Source organism: Sphingomonas sorbitolis, from assembly GCF_036663875.1.
GTDB lineage: Bacteria > Pseudomonadota > Alphaproteobacteria > Sphingomonadales > Sphingomonadaceae > Sphingomonas.
In genome coordinates, this window is record NZ_JAXOJS010000001.1 from 1,166,393 (window position 1) to 1,185,097 (window position 18,705).

General features: G+C 65.7%; 17 protein-coding genes. 9 read left to right on the plus strand and 8 right to left on the minus strand.

Going from position 1 to position 18,705, the window contains the following annotated elements; translation table 11 throughout:
• Positions 1-251: 251 nt before the first annotated feature.
• A complete protein-coding gene (locus U1763_RS04935) occupies positions 252-1,730 on the plus strand; it encodes a tryptophan halogenase family protein (RefSeq protein ID WP_332754329.1) in 1,479 nt (492 codons plus the stop codon).
• Positions 1,731-1,805: 75 nt separating this feature from the next.
• Here the strand turns inward: U1763_RS04935 and U1763_RS04940 are convergent, their stop codons facing one another.
• Positions 1,806-3,002, minus strand: coding sequence for a cupin-like domain-containing protein (locus U1763_RS04940; protein WP_332754330.1), 1,197 nt, complete (start codon positions 3,000-3,002; stop codon positions 1,806-1,808).
• Here U1763_RS04940 and U1763_RS04945 point away from each other — a divergent pair.
• From U1763_RS04945 to U1763_RS04960, 4 genes are all read left to right on the plus strand, one after another.
• Entirely contained in the window at positions 3,001-3,984 is a 984-nt protein-coding gene (locus tag U1763_RS04945) for a polysaccharide deacetylase family protein (RefSeq protein WP_332754331.1), read from the plus strand. The genes U1763_RS04940 and U1763_RS04945 overlap by 2 nt on opposite strands.
• Before the next feature lie 125 nt (positions 3,985-4,109).
• The gene (locus U1763_RS04950; protein WP_332754332.1) at positions 4,110-5,492 is read left to right on the plus strand and encodes a chymotrypsin family serine protease; all 1,383 of its coding nucleotides are present in this window, start codon (positions 4,110-4,112) and stop codon (positions 5,490-5,492) included.
• Between the two features lie 57 nt (positions 5,493-5,549).
• The gene (locus U1763_RS04955) at positions 5,550-6,308 is read left to right on the plus strand and encodes an NUDIX hydrolase (protein WP_332754333.1); all 759 of its coding nucleotides are present in this window, start codon (positions 5,550-5,552) and stop codon (positions 6,306-6,308) included.
• Position 6,309: 1 nt separating this feature from the next.
• The gene (locus U1763_RS04960) at positions 6,310-7,038 is read left to right on the plus strand and encodes an extensin-like domain-containing protein (RefSeq protein WP_332754334.1); all 729 of its coding nucleotides are present in this window, start codon (positions 6,310-6,312) and stop codon (positions 7,036-7,038) included.
• Between the two features lie 111 nt (positions 7,039-7,149).
• On the opposite strand, the gene U1763_RS04965 is transcribed toward U1763_RS04960, so the two are convergent.
• The 4 genes from U1763_RS04965 to U1763_RS04980 form a co-directional block, all read right to left on the minus strand.
• Positions 7,150-7,704 carry a hypothetical protein gene (locus U1763_RS04965; RefSeq protein ID WP_132740394.1) on the minus strand — a complete coding sequence of 185 codons (555 nt, stop codon included), beginning with the start codon at positions 7,702-7,704 and terminating at the stop codon, positions 7,150-7,152.
• A 236-nt stretch (positions 7,705-7,940) separates the two neighbouring features.
• The gene (locus tag U1763_RS04970; protein WP_332754335.1) at positions 7,941-8,240 is read right to left on the minus strand and encodes a hypothetical protein; all 300 of its coding nucleotides are present in this window, start codon (positions 8,238-8,240) and stop codon (positions 7,941-7,943) included.
• A gap of 160 nt (positions 8,241-8,400) precedes the next feature.
• Positions 8,401-9,180, minus strand: coding sequence for a transglutaminase-like domain-containing protein (locus U1763_RS04975; RefSeq protein ID WP_332754336.1), 780 nt, complete (start codon positions 9,178-9,180; stop codon positions 8,401-8,403).
• An 88-nt stretch (positions 9,181-9,268) separates the two neighbouring features.
• Positions 9,269-10,018 (minus strand): Bax inhibitor-1/YccA family protein, encoded by a 750-nt coding sequence (locus tag U1763_RS04980; RefSeq protein WP_132896898.1) that lies wholly within the window; start codon positions 10,016-10,018, stop codon positions 9,269-9,271.
• 395 nt (positions 10,019-10,413) lie between these two features.
• On the opposite strand from U1763_RS04980, the gene U1763_RS04985 reads away from it, so the two are divergent.
• Positions 10,414-12,705, plus strand: coding sequence for an ATP-dependent helicase (locus tag U1763_RS04985; RefSeq protein ID WP_503676871.1), 2,292 nt, complete (start codon positions 10,414-10,416; stop codon positions 12,703-12,705).
• Positions 12,706-13,138: 433 nt separating this feature from the next.
• On the opposite strand, the gene U1763_RS04990 is transcribed toward U1763_RS04985, so the two are convergent.
• Positions 13,139-13,435: a HigA family addiction module antitoxin gene (locus U1763_RS04990; RefSeq protein WP_132740403.1), complete on the minus strand. Its 297-nt coding sequence runs from the start codon at positions 13,433-13,435 to the stop codon at positions 13,139-13,141.
• A complete protein-coding gene (locus tag U1763_RS04995) occupies positions 13,435-13,722 on the minus strand; it encodes a type II toxin-antitoxin system RelE/ParE family toxin (protein ID WP_332754338.1) in 288 nt (95 codons plus the stop codon). Before U1763_RS04995 ends, U1763_RS04990 begins: the two co-directional genes overlap by 1 nt.
• Before the next feature lie 172 nt (positions 13,723-13,894).
• Here U1763_RS04995 and U1763_RS05000 point away from each other — a divergent pair, with 172 nt between their 5' ends.
• Positions 13,895-14,188, plus strand: coding sequence for a hypothetical protein (locus U1763_RS05000; protein ID WP_332754339.1), 294 nt, complete (start codon positions 13,895-13,897; stop codon positions 14,186-14,188).
• A 104-nt stretch (positions 14,189-14,292) separates the two neighbouring features.
• Entirely contained in the window at positions 14,293-14,844 is a 552-nt protein-coding gene (locus U1763_RS05005) for a glycine zipper 2TM domain-containing protein (protein ID WP_332754340.1), read from the plus strand.
• Positions 14,845-15,006: 162 nt separating this feature from the next.
• Here the strand turns inward: U1763_RS05005 and U1763_RS05010 are convergent, their stop codons facing one another.
• On the minus strand, positions 15,007-17,136 hold the full coding sequence (locus U1763_RS05010; RefSeq protein WP_332754341.1) for a prolyl oligopeptidase family serine peptidase: 2,130 nt from the start codon (positions 17,134-17,136) through the stop codon (positions 15,007-15,009).
• 58 nt (positions 17,137-17,194) lie between these two features.
• Here U1763_RS05010 and U1763_RS05015 point away from each other — a divergent pair, with 58 nt between their 5' ends.
• Positions 17,195-18,610, plus strand: coding sequence for an MFS transporter (locus U1763_RS05015; RefSeq protein WP_332754342.1), 1,416 nt, complete (start codon positions 17,195-17,197; stop codon positions 18,608-18,610).
• Positions 18,611-18,705: the final 95 nt, after the last annotated feature.

Here is an 18,705-nt window from a genome sequence, read left to right on the forward strand (position 1 = left end):
GATATAGCCGAATAGTTCGGCCGGATATGGTGAGCCCGCCAACCCGCGCTAACATCGATTAAGGGCGACACTATCTCAGGCCGCGGACGCGCCCGACATTACGGTATCAGGGATAATTGGAGATCGGGTATTGACCAGGTCGGCCTTACCACCGGCATAAGGCGTGTTGCGCCGCCCATCATAGATACGCCCTCCCCGAGGATAGCATGAGCTCCAATCCATCACCCGACAGATCCGAAACTGCGCGGGGCATGACCGTCGTCATCGTCGGTGGTGGCACCGCTGGGTGGATGGCCGCCGTCGCATTCGGCCGATTGCTCGTCCCGGCCGGTGGCCGCGTCACGTTGGTCGAGTCGGACACGATCGCAACCGTCGGTGTCGGTGAAGCGACGATTCCGCCGATCCGCACCTTTCACGCCATGCTTGGGATCGATGAAGACGCGTTCCTGGCTGCGACCGGTGGCAGCTACAAGCTCGGCATCCGGTTCGAAGGCTGGTCGCAACCGACCGAGAGCTACGTCCACCCGTTCGGCCAGATCGGCACCGACATCGCCGGCCAGTCGTTCGCCGCGCAATGGCTCCGTGCCCGGCAGGCGGGCGAGGCCGAAGCGCTGGGACAATATTCGCTGGAAGCACGCGCGGCCGAAACCGGACGGTTCTCTAAGCCGATCGCCAACGGCGACTCACCGCTGTCGCGCATTGGTTACGCCTATCACTTCAACGCCGCGCGCTATGCCCACTTCCTCCGCGCGCAAGCCGAAGCACATGGTGTCGTCCGCTGTGAAGGCATGGTTGTGCGTGTCGAACAGGGCCCGGCGGGGATCGCCGCGGTTCACCTGGCCGGCGGGACGCGGATCGCAGGCGACTTGTTCATCGACTGTAGCGGCTTTCGTGCACTGCTGATCGAGGGTGCGTTGGCCGCGGGCTGGGAAGATTGGTCGTCATGGCTGCCGTGCGACCGGGCGGTCGCGGTGCCCTCGTCCGCCGACGCCGCCCCATTGCCGCTGACCCGGGCGATCGCGCAACCCGCCGGATGGCGCTGGCGCATCCCGCTGCGCCACCGCACCGGCAACGGTCACGTCTTTTCGAGCCGCTACATGAGCGAGGATGAGGCCACCGCATGTCTGTTGGACGGGATCGAGGGCGAGGCGTTGGCTGATCCGCGCGTGATCCGCTTCGCGACTGGGCACCGCCGTCGATTCTGGTCGGGCAATTGCGTTGCGCTAGGGCTCGCCGCGGGATTCATGGAACCGCTCGAATCGACCAGCATCCATCTGGTGCAAAGTGGGCTCCAGCATCTGCTGCGGATGCTGCCGGGTACGGGTGTCGCGTCGTCGGTCGTGATCGAGCGCTATAACCGGGTGATGACCGCTGAGTTCGTCCGCATCCGCGACTTCCTCGTCGCGCATTATCATCTCAACGCGCGACCCGAACACTTCTGGCGCGACCGGGCAGCGGCACCGATTCCCGAGGGCCTTGCCGAAAAACTCGCGATGTTTCGGGATGGCGGGCGCATCTTCCGCGAACCCGACGAACTGTTCAACGAGACGAGCTGGCTGGCGCTGTTGACCGGGCAGAACGCCGTCGTTGATGGTCACGACCCGCTTTGTGCGGCGCTGCCGATCGCGCGTGCCGCGCACCGTATCGCGCAGATCGAGCAGGTCGTCACCGCCTCATTGGCGCATATGCCGCCGCATGCCGACGCGCTGGCGCGGCTCGAACGCGGCTGAGCAAAGCCGCACCGCCCGAACCCGTATCGATCGGGCCCGTATCGATCGAGCCCGTATCGATCGAACCCGTATCGATCAGCGGCGCTGGAGCGATTTGAGCAGATAGTTGCGGAGGCGTTCGGTGCGCTCGTCGCTCGCCGGCCCGAGTACACCGCGCGCCGCCATCGGCAGATGATCGGCCGCCGCCGCCGCGTCGTCGCCGAACACGTAATGGTCGAACCACGCCCGCCAGCCGGCTTTCTCCGCCGCAGGCCGATCGCGTACCGCCATCAGCGCGTGCACGACCGCGTTGAAGGCCGAAATGGTCGGATCGAACGACCACCAATAATTACACAGCACGTTGAGCGTACCGAACGCCTGGACATGATGCCACCAGATCGCGGGCATGAAGATCGCGTCGCCCGGCCCCAGATCGGCGACCAGCGCGTGGCCGAGCGCCTGGGCATACCGCGGATAGCGATCGAAATCGGGCGCCAGAGGATCGACCATGCTCGCCGGTGGTCCCGCCAGCGTGCGGTCGAGCGGTCCGATGTAGAGATTGCCGACCTGATCGGGCGGGAACAGCGTGAAGCGACGCTGACCGGCGACGACGCAGGCGAGATTGGTCGACCCGTCATAGTGCGTTGCGGTCTGCGTCCCGTTGCCGATCCACAGCCTTGGCACGGCGCCGCCCATCGGCAGGTCGAGCGGGTTCGCCGCGGACCAGCCGGGCAGATGCTCGGGCGCGGTCGCGGCGTTGGCATAAAGGATATGCCGCGCGTTTTCGGGGAGCGCCGACAGGCGGAGCAGCTCGTTGAGTAGCGCGCCAAGCGACGCCTTTTCACGGTGGAAGTTGAAGCCTTCGAGCTGGTCGCCGCGATAGAAGAAGCGGCCGCCGAACTCCGGTCCGCCGATCAGCACTTCCATCGGTTGGCCGCCATTGCCGAGTCCCGCCAGATAGGCAGCGATCGCGCGATCACCGTCAAGCCCCGCGCGCACGCTCGCCCAGTGCGAAACCTGCCCGCGCAAGACGATCGGGGTCGAGCTGGTCGCGACTTCGGCAGCGAACGTCGCGGCATCGACGGCGGCGCGTTCCTCGACGCGCGCATCGGTGGCGGCGGGATGATCGATCTTCATGCCGCTTGATACCGCAACCGCGATCGGCTTGCTACTTTCACCGCGCGTCCAACCACTTGCGATACCGTCACGCGCATCGTTAGTGATGCGGCGAACGACGATGACCATGGAGTGGACGATGATGCGGTGGCGGACGGCGCTGATACTGGCGTCCATGAGTGTCGTCGCGGCCAAGGGGCCTGGCGCCCCCGCGGCGCAGCGGGACGTCGCGCGGACCGGCGATGCGATGCGCGAGTCGACCGATCGTCAGGATCGACCGGCGCAGGCCGCCGCGGCGCTCCGACCCCACCATCGCGAATCGCGACCGGCGATCGCCCTGACATTCGACGATATTCCCGCGCACGGCCCCCTGCCTGCCGGTACGACACGGGTAGGCGTCATCCGTGACCTCGTGCGCGCGCTGGGCGCGGCGAACGCGCCGGCTTTCGGCTTTTTCAACGGCGGCTTCGGGACCGACGACCCGGCCGGCTCGGCCAAGGCGGTCGCGGCTTGGCGCTCGGCCGGCCTGCCGCTCGGCAACCATAGCTATTCGCACGCCAATCTCGACGACATCGGCGCGGCCGCCTTTTCTGACGATATCACTCGCAACGAAGTGCCGCTCAGCGCTGCTGTACAAGGGGAGGCTGCACAGGGGGCAGACTGGCGCTGGTTTCGCTACCCCTTCCTGGCGGAAGGCAAGACGCCCGCGACACGCGATGCCGCCCGTGCAAGCCTTAGGGCGAAGGGCTACCGGGTCGCTGCCGTGACGATGAGTTTCGACGATTATAAATGGAATCCGCCCTATGCCGGGTGCGATATCGGTCGGGACGCCGATGCGGTTCGTCGCCTCGAGGACAGCTTTCTGGCCGATGCCCGTGCAGCGGCGATCGCCTCCCGCGCGCGCGCAAAGGCGCAGCTCGGCCGCGACATTCCCTATGTCCTCCTGCTTCATGTCGGCGCTTTCGATGCGCGCATGATGCCGCGCCTCCTGGCCCTGTACCAGACCATGGGCTTTCGCTTTGTGACGCTCACGGAGGCCGAGGCCGATCCCTATTATGCCGCCGCGATCGACCTGTCGCGACCAGGGCCAACGCCCTCGCTGGCCGGGCCACCCACGGTCCCTGCGCTCGCGGGGCCGCCCGCCGTGACGTGCGGTTGAGCGTATCCACGTCCGAGAGCGCCGCAAGACGGCCGACGGGATCGGACACCGCGGTGCATGCGTTTGATCGCGCTGGACGTGCCGCGTGGTGCGCCCGCCTGACTCTCCGGTGCGATGCCCAGTCCATGTCGATGTTTCGAGTCCCGCAATTGCTGGCTCTCGCCCTGCTGACCGCGATCCCGCGACCCGCGGCAGCGCAGGTTCCGACGATCGTTCCGCCGCCCGTTACGCGCGGGGTCACGCAGCCGGCTGGACCGCGCATCCAGTTGCCGGTCGACGCGCTGATGCAGGATGCCGGCCAATATGCGCGCGCGTTCGGCGTCACGCTCGACGAGGCGATGCACCGGTTGCGCGCCCAGGCGGACAGCGTCGCGGTGACCGATCGCCTGCGCGAGACCTACCGCGACCGCTGGGCGGGTATCGCGATCGATCACAGCCCGACCTATCGGATCGTCATCCTGCTGACCGGCACCGCCCCTGTTCCGGACCAGTCGGTCATGGCCGGCGGGATGGTCGTCCCGATCGTGTTTCGCACCGGCGCGGCGATGAACCGCACGGGCATGCTGGCGATCATCGCCACGTATCAGGCGCGGATCCGCGCGGCGTTGCCCCATCCGCCCGGCCTGGGGATCGACCCGCGGACGGGCGCGCTGCTGGTCATGATCAGCGGCCGCGACGCCGAACTCGATCGAGACGGCGCGTTGCAGGCTGAGATCGAGACGATGACCGGCGTCCCCGTCCGGATCGAGGCGATCGACCGGACCACCAACGACCAGACGGACGCGCTGCCGGCTCGGACACAGGCCGCTCCCGATCTGCCCGCGCCGATCCCGGATACCGTTCCGCCACCCCCGCCAACGCCCCCAGCGCCCTCGGTTGAGGGCGGCGCGCGGGTCGTGGGGACGGTCGATGGCAAGCGCTATGCCTGCACGACCGGGTTCGTCGTCACCGACGGATCGCGCTCCGGCATCGCCACCGCTGCGCATTGTCCCGACGCGCTGACCTATGTCGACGCGCGCCAAGGCAACGTCCCACTCGACTTTGTCGGGCAATGGGGCTGGGGCTATCAAGACGTTCAGGTCAACACGATCGCCGCCGGCGCGCCACTCCCCGCATTATTTTATGCCGACACCGCGAAGACGCTGACCCGCTCCGTCTCGACGTGGCGCAACCGGGAGAGCACGCGTGCAGGGGATTTCGTCTGCCACCGCGGCGAGCGAACCGGGTATAGTTGCGCGCTCGTCGCGATGGTCGATTTCGCACCGGCGGGCGATCTGTGCGGCGGCGCGTGCCTGCCGACCTGGGTCGCGGTCGAAGGCCCGACCTGCAAGGCCGGCGACAGCGGCGCGCCGGTGTTCGACGGCAATGTTGCGCTCGGTCTCGTCAAGGGCGGAACGTACCGCCGTGATGGCGCGTGCCTGTTCTATTACTACATGTCGACCGACTATCTGCCGCCGGGCTGGTCGCTTGCCTATGCCGCCACGAACCCCGCCCCGGTCGCGCCTTGAGGTTGCACGGACACCGCTTGCGCTACCCGATCGGCAATTGACGCGTTACGCCCCGATATGACCGACACGCCGCCCGCAATTCCCGCCGCCACATTGGTCGTGTTCCGCGACGCCGGCGACGGACCGCCGGAACTCCTGTTGGTCGAACGCGCCAAGGCGATGGCGTTCGCAGGCGGTGCGCTGGTGTTTCCCGGCGGGCGAGTCGATCCCGGTGATCATGCGCTGGCCGCGGTACTCGGGACGGGAGACGCCGAAAGCGCGGCACGGATCGCCGCCGTACGCGAGACGATCGAGGAAGCCGGTCTGCCGATCGGGCTATCGGCGATGCCGTCCCCGACCGCGTTCGCCCGAATGCGCGCTGCGCTGCATGCCGGGACCGCGTTCGGCGAGGCGTTGACGGACGCCGCCGTTAGTCTCGATCTGGATGCGCTGGAATATTTCGCGCGCTGGCGACCGGCGCATGCCCACGCCTGGATCTTCGATACGCGCTTCTACCTGGCGCGGTTGCCGGCGGGCGCCCCCGAAGCGCAGGTCGATGCGACGGAGAATGTCCGGCTGCTCTGGGCGACGGCGGCCGACGTGCTGGCGGAGGCCGATGCGGGGCGCGCGACGATCATCTTTCCGACGCGGCGCAATCTCGAACGGCTGGCACAGTTCGCCGACTTCGACGCGGCCGTCGAGCACGCGCGCGCGCATCCGGTGCGGACCGTGACGCCGTGGACCGAAACGCGCGACGGCGTCGAGCACCTCTGTATTCCGCACGATCTCGGCTATCCGATCACCTCGGAACCGATGTCGGACGCGGTGCGCGGCTGACATGCGGGCGGTGCGACTGACGCTCGGCTGGCTCGTCGGGCTGGCGATCGTCGCGGCGCTCGGCATGATGCTCTGGTCGGGGCTACGCGGGCGCCCGCAGGATCTGCCCTGGACGCCGCTCGATCTCGGTCAGCCGATCGGGATGCTCACCGGACGAAAGCTCACCGCGCTGACCGAGGATTTCCCGCAATGCCGCGCGCTGCTCGATCGCGCGGGCGTGCGCTACAGCGTCCTGCCGCCGCGCAAGGGCGAGGGGCAATGCGGGTATTCGGATGGCGTCAGGCTGACCGGTGGCGCTCGGACGATCGCGTTCGTACCCGCAGGCCTCGGCGTCGCCTGCCCGGTCGCCGCGGCGCTATCGATGTGGGAATGGGACGTCGTCCAGCCCGCAGCCCAACGCCATTTCGGGGCGCGCGTCGCCAGTATCGATCATTTCGGGAGTTACAGTTGCCGGCGGATCTACGGGCGCGATTTAGGCACCTGGAGCAAGCACTCAACCGCCGACGCGGTCGACATCGCCGGATTTCGCCTAACCGACGGCACGCGCATCACCGTCGCGCGGGACTGGAAGGGCGACGACGCCAAATCGGCCTTCCTGCGCGACGTGCGCGATGGCGCCTGCAAAGTGTTCGCGACGACTTTGTCCCCCGACTACAACGCCGCGCACGCCGACCATCTGCATCTGGATCAGGCGAACCGTGGCGCGGCAGGGTGGCGGGCGTGCCGGTGATCCACCGCGCTCCCCTCTGCCCGCCCCTCTGCCCGTTTGTACTGAGCGAAGTCGAAGCACCTGCGCGCGAGACAGACCGTTCGACTTCGCTCAGGGCGAACGGGACTAGCCTCAGCTCGCCAGCGTCGTGCCGGAATCCACCTTCTCGACCCAGTACGGGAAAAACGCCGGCTGCCGGTTGGACCAGCCCGACGCGGTTGCCGCCGCCTCACTGATCGACTGAAGCAGTTTCCGCCGCAGTTCCGGATGTAGATGCGGCAACGCGGCCGCGGCACAGAACGCCGACGGCAACCACGGCCTAACCTCCGCGCCGATCAATCGCTCGTACAGAAACCGCAGCGCCGAAAAGCTCGTCAACCGCCCCTGCCCCAGATCAAACGCTACTAGGGTCATCAACGGCGCCAGGAACGGTTCGATCGCATCGAGGCCGCTGTCGTCGGGCACCATCGCGCGCAGATCGGGGAGATTGTTGTAAAGCCGCGCCTGCGCCCGGATGCTTGCCGCCTCGACGACGTCGCGCGACCAACGCAGCATCGCGTCCTCGCGGTCGAGCCCTACGTCGAGCGAACGGCGGATGTACCGCTGCGTCGAACTCGGAAAAGCCGCAAATTCCTTCATCTCGGCCAGCGTCATCGAGCCCTGTGCCGGTTTCATTCTGGAAGCCATGTCGTCACCCCGCTCTCGTCAAGGAACCGGCAGACTATGCGCTCGGATGGTTAACAACGTTCCTATCGCGCGTCATCTTTCCGTAACGCCAAGCGACCATGAAAGCTGTTGCGCTGCAACAAGGCTGCGACGAACCGAACGAAATCGTGCGATTCGATTACGTTGCGAGGCGTTTGGGCAACAAAAAAGCGCCGGTCGTTGCCGACCGACGCCTGTTCGTTGAGCAGATGCTCGGGTTACGCCTGCTTTTCGCGCAACGCCCGCTCTGCGTCCTCGTCATAGCCCGACGACTTTGCCGGCTCGCTGCCCGACCCCGGCTGCGTCGCCGAAATTGGATCGCTGCCGTCCATCGACTCGTCGAGCCCGTTGTCGAGACGGGCGTCGGCGCTGTCGGGGTTCTTTTGCAGGCGCTTGCCGATCGACTTGTCCTGGCCCGCTTCCTGACGCGGATCGCGACCCGAGCTCTTGCCTTCTGCATCCTTGCCGTCGGGCGCTACCGAAAGGCTGTCCAGCGCGCTCTTGTCTATGTCGGTCATTGCGACGTCCCTTTTTAATCTTGGCGGTGACCAACGGTCGAAGAAGCGGAGCGTTCCTGCCCAAGCCCACAACCGTCATCCTGACGAAAGTCAGGACCCAGGGTGACGGGGGAAGCACTCGTGGCTCTGGGTCCTGACTTTCGTCAGGATGATGGGGGCCTCAATCGAGCGGCGTGACCTTCACCGTCTGCTCCCAAAGATACGCCTGCCCGAACACCGTCATGAACGCGATATCCGTTGCATCACGCCCGACGCAGACCCGCGCGATATCGCTGCACGTCGCCATCTTGGTCGCATCGATCAGCCGCCAGTCCCCCGCGAGCCACAATTCCGCGACCGCATGGAAGTCGGGTGGATCGACGCCCGGCGCATAGGCCGACACGCAGCGTGCTGGGATTCCGCCGGCGCGCGCCAGCGAAACCAGCAGGTGCGAGTAATCGCGACACACGCCAGAGCGCGACGCGAACGTATCGAGCGCGGTCGTCTCCCCGCTGCTCGATCCGCAGCGATAATCGAGCGACTGGTACACCCACTCGGTCAACGCCGCTGCCAGGGGCCCACCTTCCAGCCCGCCGAACTCGCGTGCGACGAAACCCTCGAACCGATCCGACGGACAATAGCGGCTCGGCATAAGATACGGCGTCAGCTCGCCGTCGAGCATCCGCGGCGGCGTCGCCGGATACAGCTCGAGCTGGACCCGCTCGCGGTTCACCGCGACGATGGCCTTATATTCGGCAGTGAACCGGCCATGCCCGCGCGACCAGCAGCGCTGGCCGATCCCGTCTTCGCCACGCACCGCGCGGATCGGGCTGTCGGACCACAGGGTAAGGGACTCGGACTCGATTTTCTGGTCGGCCATCGCCGCCGCCTCGATCTGGAGAAGCACATCGGCATCCCCCGTGATCCCGTAATCCAGACGCACGTCGATCGAGAGCCGCATTGCGCGTCCCATTCCTGTCTCAAGGCCATAAGAAAAGGGCCCGGCGGTGTCCCGCCGAGCCCTGCGTTCTTACAACCCTTAGCGCGAGTTAGTTGCGGCTGCTACCAAACAGACGCAGCACGAACATGAACATGTTGATGAAGTCGAGGTACAGGCTCAGCGCCGACATGATCACGACCTTGCCGACCATGTCCGTCCCCGCGACCTGCGCATACAGGCTCTTGGTACGCTGCGTGTCGTAGGCGGTGAGGCCTGCGAACAGCAGCACGCCGACGCCGCTGATGACCAGCTGCATGACGCCCGACTGCAGGAACATGTTAATCAGGCTGGCGACCAGCAGGCCGACGACACCGATGATCAGGAACGTCCCGAACGCCGACAGGTCGCGCTTGGTGGTGTAGCCGTAGAGGCTGAGACCAGCGAAACCAGCTGCGGTCGCAAAGAACGCACCCGCGATCGACGTGCCGCTATAGACCAGGAAGATGGTCGACATCGACAGGCCCATCAGGACCGCAAAGCCCCAGAAGAGCAACTGCATCGTGCCCGTCGACATCCGGTTTTGGCCGAAGCTCATGCCGAACACGATCGCCAGCGGCGAGAACATGATGACGTACTTCAGCGGGCCGCCGCTCATGAACACCTGCGCGGCGGGCGATTCCGCACCGCCCCACGCGAACAGCATTGCGACGATGCCCGTCAGAAGGACTGCCGAGCCCATGTAGTTATACACGGACAGCATGTACGACCGGAGACCAGCGTCATAGGCCTCGGTGCGCTGGCCCGTGGCCGTCGTTCCGAACGGCGCGGCGCGGGGCCGGGGGTCAGACCAATTAGCCATTGTGAAATCAGCTCCTTTGCCCGGCATGGTGCCGGTTACGGTGAATATCGTCTTTTACAGGACGCTTTTCAAGCTGAGTGGTTGCATCGGCGCTGTGGTTCGCGGTTAACCTGCCGCAATTTCCATAGTGCCGTCTTGTTGCCGTTGGCGCTTCGTTGGCTATCCATCGGAGCTTGCTGACTTAATGGGAGCCGACCCATTATTGGCAGGACGATGCGGATATGCCTGCGTCGATGATCCCCGGCAGATACGCGGCGTTGGTATAGAACAGCCCCGTCCCGCAGGTCCCGTCCTCGCTAAATGGTCGCTTCTTGTTCCACACATCGCCGCACCGCGCGGGCGTTACCCGCTTGCCCCATGGCCCCCCGTTCCCTACCTGTTCACCGGTGAACCAGATCGCCCAAACGTCCGAGCCGCATGCCGAGCCCCCCTATCTCCGCGGCCTCAATCCGCCGCAGCGCGAGGCGGTGCTGACCACCGACGGCCCGGTCCTGATCATCGCCGGCGCGGGTACCGGTAAGACCGCGGCGCTCACCGCCCGGCTCGCGCATTTGATCTTCACCAAGAAGGCATGGCCGTCGGAAATCCTCAGCGTCACCTTCACCAACAAGGCCGCGCGCGAGATGCGCGAGCGGGTCGGCCGGCTGGTCGGCGACGCGGTCGAGGGGATGCCGTGGCTCGGCACCTTCCACGCGATCGCCGCCAAGATGCTGCGCCGCCACGCCGAGCTCGTCGGCCTGCAATCGAATTTTACCATTCTCGACACCGACGACCAGTTGCGGTTGCTGAAACAGCTGATCCTCGCCGCCGACATCGACGAGAAGCGATTTCCGACGCGCAGCCTCGCCGGGTTGATCGACCAGTGGAAGAACAAGGGCCTCGTCCCCGCCGATATCGATGCGGGCGAGAGCGAGCGCTACGCCAATGGCCGCGGCGGCGAACTGTACCAGCAATACCAGACCCGGCTGATCGCGCTCAACGCGTGCGATTTCGGCGACCTGCTGCTCCACATGCTCGTGATTCTGAAGACGCACCGCGATGTGCTCGCGCAATATCAACAGCGCTTCAAATACATCATGGTCGACGAGTATCAGGACACCAACTCGTCGCAATATCTCTGGCTGCGGCTGCTCGCGCAGGAGCGCAAGAACATCGCCTGCGTTGGGGACGACGACCAGTCGATCTATTCGTGGCGTGGCGCGCAGGTCGAGAACATCCTGAAGTTCGAGCGCGACTTTCCCGGCGCGAAGGTCATCCGCCTCGAGCAGAATTACCGCAGCACGCCGCATATCCTCGGCGCCGCATCGGGCGTGATCGCCAACAATGGCGGGCGGCTCGGCAAGCAGCTCTGGACCGAGCGCGACGTCGGCGAGAAGGTCAAAGTCATCGGCGTCTGGGACGGCCCCGAGGAAGCGCGCCGCGTCGGCGAGGAGATCGACATCGTCCGCCGCTCGGGCAAATCGCTCGACGAAGTCGCGATCCTGGTCCGCGCGCAGCACCAGACGCGCGAGTTCGAGGACCGCTTCATCGCGATCGGCATGCCGTACAAGATCGTCGGCGGCTTCCGCTTCTACGAACGCGCCGAGATCCGCGACGCGCTCGCGTACCTCCGCGTCGTCAACCAGCCGGCGGACGACCTCGCCTTCGAACGCATCGTCAACGTCCCCAAGCGCGGCCTCGGCGACAAGGCGGTCGCGCGCATCCACCAGCTCGCCCGCGCCACCGGCACGCCGCTGACCACCGCCGCCGCGCGCATCCTCGACACCGACGAACTGACCGGCGCGGCGAAGAAGTCGCTCGGGCGGCTGGTCGGCGACATCGCCCGCTGGCGCGACATGGCGACCAGCCTGCCGCACGCCGAACTCGCCCGCCAGTTGCTCGACGAAAGCGGCTACACCGCGATGTACCAGGCCGAGAAGTCGGTCGAGGCGACCGGCCGCCTGGAGAACCTCAGCGAACTCGTCCGCGCTATGGAGGAGTACGACTCGCTCGGCGCGTTCCTCGAACACGTCTCGCTGGTGATGGACAACGAGGGCGGCGCGCAGGACCCGCAGGTCACGATCATGACCATCCACGCCGCCAAGGGCCTTGAATACGACACCGTGTTCCTGGTCGGCTGGGAGGAAGGCCTGTTCCCGTCGCAGCGTTCGCTTGACGAGGGCGGCGTGAAGAGCCTCGAAGAAGAACGCCGCCTCGCCTATGTCGCGATCACGCGCGCACGGCGTCTGGCCGTGATCATTCACGCCGCCAACCGCCGCATCTACGGCCAGTGGAACTCGTCGATCCCCTCGCGCTTCGTCGCCGAACTCCCCGCCGAACACATTGACATCGAAACCACGATGTCCGGCGGCGCAAGCCTGTGGCAAGCCAATTGGTCCGACCGCGCAGATCCGTTCGCCGACGTCGCCCGCGGCACCGGCCGCGGCCCCGGCTGGCAGCGGGCCTCTGGAGGGACAACCGGCACTGGCAGCAGTTTCTCCATCAAGCCCGCCCGCGTCGTCGAAAGCCGGTCGAGCGCCATTAGCCTCGGCAACAAAGGCCGCGACGACCTGTCGCTCGGCATGCGCGTGTTCCACCAGAAGTTCGGCTACGGCGCGATCGCGGAGATCGAAGGCAACAAGCTGGAGATCGACTTCGAACAGTCCGGGCGGAAACGGGTGATGGACAGCTTTGTCACCATAGGCTGAAGTAAAGCGTCGGCATTCGTTCGATGCCGAACCGGACGGATCTTTTTCCGCGCATTCCCGTAAACTTGCAAATATCCGGTAAGTTTGAGATCATTCCCCAAGACTTCGAGTCGAGGACGGATACATGTCGGGTAACAAGCGAACGATTCCTGAGATACGTTCTCGACTTCGTGAGATCGCAGACGAGTTCGGCATCGAAGAACTTCACGATCTAGCCGACGAAACGTATCGAAATTCGCCCGTCACACGTGCCTCGGTGCGAAGCGCGCATTTTACACCAGAACTCGCGGAAGATATCAGGGTATTCGCCGCTAGGTTTCCAAAACTACACCAGCGCGACGTGGCACAGAAATTCAATGTAAATCCTGGACGCGTATCTGAAGCGTTGACCCACCAAATGTAGACCAGTCAGATAGTCGTTTTTTGACGGCGCCTAAGCCGCCACTCGCTCAACCTCGATGTCGCCCTCACGCGCCCGCGCCTGTGCCAGATCATACGCGGCCTGCATTCGCATCAGCGTCTCGGCCTGCAAGCCGAACGCCTTCTCGAACCGGATCGCCATCTCGGCCGACAATCCGGCACGGCTTCCCAGCAGGTTGCTCATCGCCTGTCGCGTCACGCGCAACTTGGCGGCTGCGTCCGTTACGCTCAACCCGTGCGGCGTGACGATTTCGGCGCGCAGCCATGCGCCGGGGTGGACCGCGAAGCTTGCATGCAACTTGATTGCCATCAGTGATAATCCTCCAGATCGAGATCAACGATGCCACCCGCATCGTTGATCCGAAACGTCATCCGCCAGTTCTTCGTCACCGTCAGCGACCATAGGCCTGCCCGGTCACCCGCCAATCGATGCGCGCCGAAATTGGGCGGCACCGTCAGTTCGTCCACGGCTTCGACAGCGGCGAGGTACGCCAGCATATTTCGCAATCGATCGACCAAGTTGCCCGGCAACCCCTTGGCCCGACCGGTTTCGGCAAACGCCCGCAAGGCCTTGTGCCGGATGGAGTCGATGACCATCCCCGATGGTGCGCCGGACTTGCCTTAACGTCAACCGACAAGTGACGCTTTACATGCGTCGTCGCTTGCGTTCCCAAACCTGTACCGCAGCCGACAAACCCGTTCAGGAACGATGTCTCTCGACAGCCGTATCACCGGCACATCCCGATTGTCGGGTTCGAGAGGACATCTCATGAAGTTTACGCATCTCATCGCGGCCGGGTTGGCCTTCGCAACGCTCGGCCTCGGCGCCGCCGCTCCTGCCGAGGCGCAACGCGATCGCGGGTATAGCCAGCAGTATCGCGACAACGATCATCGCGGGGATCACCGTGGGGATCGGCGTGATTTCCGCCGTGACGATCACCGCGGCGATCGCCATGACGACCGGCGCTATCGCGGCCGTGGCAATGACCGTCGCAACTGGAACAACAATCGCCGTTGCCGCACCGAATGGCGCAACCATCGTCGCGTGCAGATCTGCCGCTGATGTAAGCGGAGCCGGCGCGTACTATGGTGCGTCGGCACCAGGCGGACGGTGGTATGACGCCGCCGTCCGTCCCTGCATGTGACCCTTTGACGAGGATTTGGATCATGAAGCGTTTCTTCGGTACGGCTGCGGTGATTGCGGCGACGTGCCTTTCCGTTGCCACGCCCGCGCTTGCGCAGTCGCAGGCCGACGACGCGCGGTTCGCGGCAGCGCAGGCGCGGCTCGACAGCGAGTTGCAGATCTTCCGCACGGAATTCGATCGCTACCAGTCGGTGCGTGGCAATCGCGGCGGTTATGCGCCGCAGACCGGCTATCGTACCGCGCCCGATCGCAGCGGCGGCTATCAGGAATCGTATCCGGACGAGCGCGACGAGGGCAATTACGATCCCTCGCGCTATTACCGTGCGGGTCCGAACTACCAGGAGCGCACGCTGGCGACCAACGACCGCGTCTATGCGGGGCAGGATGGGCGTTATTACTGCAAGCGCAACGACGGCACGACCGGGCTGATCATCGGTGCGGCGGGTGGCGGTATCCTCGGCAACGTGATCGACGGTGGCCGTTCGCGGATCGTCGGCTCGTTGCTGGGCGCGGCTGCAGGTGGTCTTGCGGGGCGTGCGGTGGAGCAGAGCAACAACCAGGTTCGCTGCCGCTGAACCACCGTTCGCGCTGATCCTCCCCCGCTAGGGGGAGGTGTCGCCGAAGGTGACGGAGGGGGAGGACACGGAACGTAGGTTGTCGCGCCCTCCCCCTCCGTCAGGCTAACGCCTGCCACCTCCCCCTGGCGGGGGAGGATTGCAGAACCCTCTTTCCCATCCCTACTTCGCTGGACCGACGAGCTTCTGGGTGAAGTACGTCATCTGCAGCGCCTGCAACCGGGCCCCCTGCTCAATATCCGCATCGCCCGAATGCCCGCCAGCGGTGTCCTCGTAGTAGAGATACGGCAGGCCATATTCCTTCAGCCGCGCCGCGAATTTCCGCGCATGCTGTGGCCCGACGCGGTCGTCCTTGGTGGTCGTCCAGATATACGGCTCCGGATACGCGACGCCCTTCTTGATGTTTTGATAGGGCGAGATCTTTTCGAGAAACGCCTTCTCTTCCGGCACGCTAACCGAGCCATATTCGTCGACCCACGACGCCCCCGCCGCGATTCCCTCGTACCGGATCATGTCGAGCAGCGGCACTTGGATCGTCACCGCCTTCCACAGGTCCGGATGCTGGTTGAACTCGACCCCCATCAGCAAACCACCGTTCGATCCGCCATAGATGCCGAGCTTGGCCGGGCTCGTCAGTTTCCGCGCGAACAGGTCCTTCGCCACCGCGGCGAAGTCGTCGTAGATCACCTGCCGCTTCGTCTTCCGCCCGGCGTCATGCCACTTGGGCCCGAACTCGCCGCCGCCGCGGATGTTGGCGAGCACATAGGACCCGCCGCGCTCCAGCCACAGCTTGCCGGTGCTCCCCGAATAGCTCGGCGTCATCGACACTTCGAACCCGCCATAGGCGGTCATGATCGTCGGCGTGGTCCCGTCGAGTGCGATGCCCTTCTTGTGGACCACGAAATACGGCACCTTCGTCCCGTCGGTCGAGGTCGCCTCGAACTGCTCGACGACGTCGTTCGACGCGTCGAACTTCGGCGGCAGAGTCTTGATCGGCTTCGGTGCAGCGGAAGCGGCCGCATCCAGCGAATACAGCGAGGTCGGCGTCAGGAACCCCGTCACCGTCAGATAGGCGTCGTCGCTGCGATCGGTCGTGCTCGCCACGTCGATCGAGGCGTTGTCGGGCAGCGCGATCGGCTTGGCGGTCCAACCCCCTGCCCCATGCGTGTATACCGACGCACGGCCGCGGACATTGTCCGACACGACCAGCAACAGCTTCGATTTCGTGAGCCCCATGCCGTCGACCGACTGACGCGGTCCCGGCGCGAAGACGATCGTCGGGTTGATCGTGCCTTTCTCCACCTCGGCGAGCGGCGCGGACGCGATCGCGCCTTCCGGGATCTGGCCCCACGGATCGCTGGTCGAGAAGATCACCTGGCCGTCGATCATGCCTGCCGGGAACGTCCGGTCGGGCAACGCGAGCGGCCGCGCACCGGCCGGCGTCCATACCAGCTTGTCCGCGCCGAAGAACGTCTTCCGGCGCTGGATCACAATCAGGCGGTTGCCCTTCTCATCGGTCAGCACGTTCGCCGCGGTGCCGCCCTGGTCGGTCGCGGCGCCACGATAGACCTCGGTTGCAGCGTCGAGCGACTGGCCGCGCTTCAACTGCTTCATCACGAACGCATAGCCCGACTGCGTGGTCGTCCCCGCGCCCCAGTCGCGCGCGACCAGCAGCGTATCCTTGTCGACCCAGGTCGCATCCTGCTTCGACTTGGGCAGCATGAAGCCGTTCGCGACGAACGCACCGGTCTGCAAATCGAACTCGCGATACGTCACCGCATCCTCGCCGCCCTCGGACAGCGCGACGAGGCACAACCGCTGCTCGGGCTCGAGGCAGGTCGAGCCCTTCCAGACCCACTGCTTGCCCTCGGCCTTGCCTAGCGCATCGAGATCGAGCGCGGTCGTCCATTTCGGCGTTGCGGTCGCGTAATCCGCCGCGCTGGTCCAGCGCCACAGCCCGTGCGGATGATCGGCATCGCGCCAGAAATTATAGATCCGTCCGAACATCTGGTTCGGCATCGGGATACGATCCTTGGCCGACGCGATCGCCAGTGCCTCGGCATAGAAGATCTTGTAGCGCGGATCGTTCTGGAGCCGTGGGAGCGTCTTCGCATTCTCCGCCTCGACCCAGGCAAGCGGCTTCGCGCCATCCTTGTCCTCTAGCCAGATATAGGGGTCGGCGGCAGTATCGGTTTTCGTCATCGGTGCGACTTGGGCAAGCGCCGCGCCGCCTGCAAGGCCGCCCGTCCCGCTCAATATCGTTGCCGCGAGCATCGAAGCCAGAACTCGCATCACCGTATCTCCCTGATTTGCTTGGCGCGATACATGCCGAGGTCTATCGCGGTCCGCAATGCAACCGGACCAGATATCGGCCGCCGACGGCCTGCCCAAGCCCCGCCGCTTCATGGCGATCGCCGCGATTTCGGCGGGGACGGCGCTGACGATCATCGATGGCGGGATCGCCACCGTCGCGCTGCCGACGATCGCACGCGACCTGAACGTCGGCAGCAGCGCGGTGGTGACCGTCGTCACGGTGTACCAGCTGATCCTGGCGATGGCGCTGCTGCCGTTCTCGGGGCTCGGCGACCGGATCGGATTGAAGCGGATGTACCAGTACGGCCAGCTGCTGTTCACGGTCGCGACGCTGCTGTGTTTCTTTGCGAAGAGCCTGCCGTTCCTCCTCGTCGTCCGCGCCGCGCAGGCCTTGGGTGCGGCGGCTGCGCTTAGCGTCTCCTCCGCGCTGATCCGATCGATCTATCCCGCCAAGCAACTCGGCCGCGGGCTCGGCATCAATTCGGTCGTGGTGTCGAGTTCGGCGGCCCTCGCGCCGACGATCGGCGGGCTGGTGCTGGCGATCGCGCCGTGGCCGTGGGTGTTCGCCAGCGCGGTGCCGTTCGCGATCGCGTCGTTGTTGCTTGGCCGCGCGCTGCCTGAACCCCACCGGCGTGACGAGCCGTTCGATGTGCTCGGCGCGGTGATGTGCGCGGCGATGATCGGGCTCGTCATCGGCGGTGCGGAGAGCGCGGTGCACGGCGACAGCCCGATCGTGTCGGCGGCGATCGTGCTGACGGGCGTGGTGATCGGCTGGTTCTTCGTGAAGCGCGAGCAGGGCGAGACCAAGCCGATCCTGCCGATCGACCTGCTCGCCCGGCCGGTGCTCGCGCTGTCGGCGATCGGTGCGTACACCGCGTTCATCGCGCAGATGACATTGTTGCTCTCGACGCCGTTTCGCCTGACGCACGCCTATGGGTTCAGCGCGGCCGAGGTCGGCGCCGCAATCGCACCGTGGCCGCTGGCGAACATGGTCGTGTCGCCGCTGTCGGGGTGGTTGTCGGATCGGTATCCGGCGGGGCTGCTCGGCGGGATCGGGATGAGCGTCTCGATCTGTGCGCTGCTACTGCTCGCCTACATGCCGGCGGATCCGGGGTATTTCGACATCGCGTGGCGGATGGCGTTGTGCGGGTCGGGGTTCGGGATGTTCATGGCGCCGAATGCGCGGTTGATTATCGGGAGTGCGCCACGGGAGCGGGCGGCGGCGGCGGGTGGTCTTGTGTCGACGGTCCGGTTGGTAGGTCAGACGACGGGCGCGACCTTGGTCGCCGCGCTGCTGGCGATGGGCGTAGGCGCCGGCATGACCCCGCCGCTCGTAGCCGCCGGCCTAGCGCTAGTAGCAGGCCTATGCAGCCTGAGCCGCCTCCGCCCCTCGATCCGCAACCCGCCGATCGAGGAAACGCAGGACGTCCAGCCGGCCTCCCAAGCGAGGTGACCTACTCCCTCTCCCCTTCGGGGAGAGGGAGCAGCAGAACAATGTTCACCCCGCTATTCCTCCCCGGCACGGGGATGGGGACCGCCGCTCGCAGA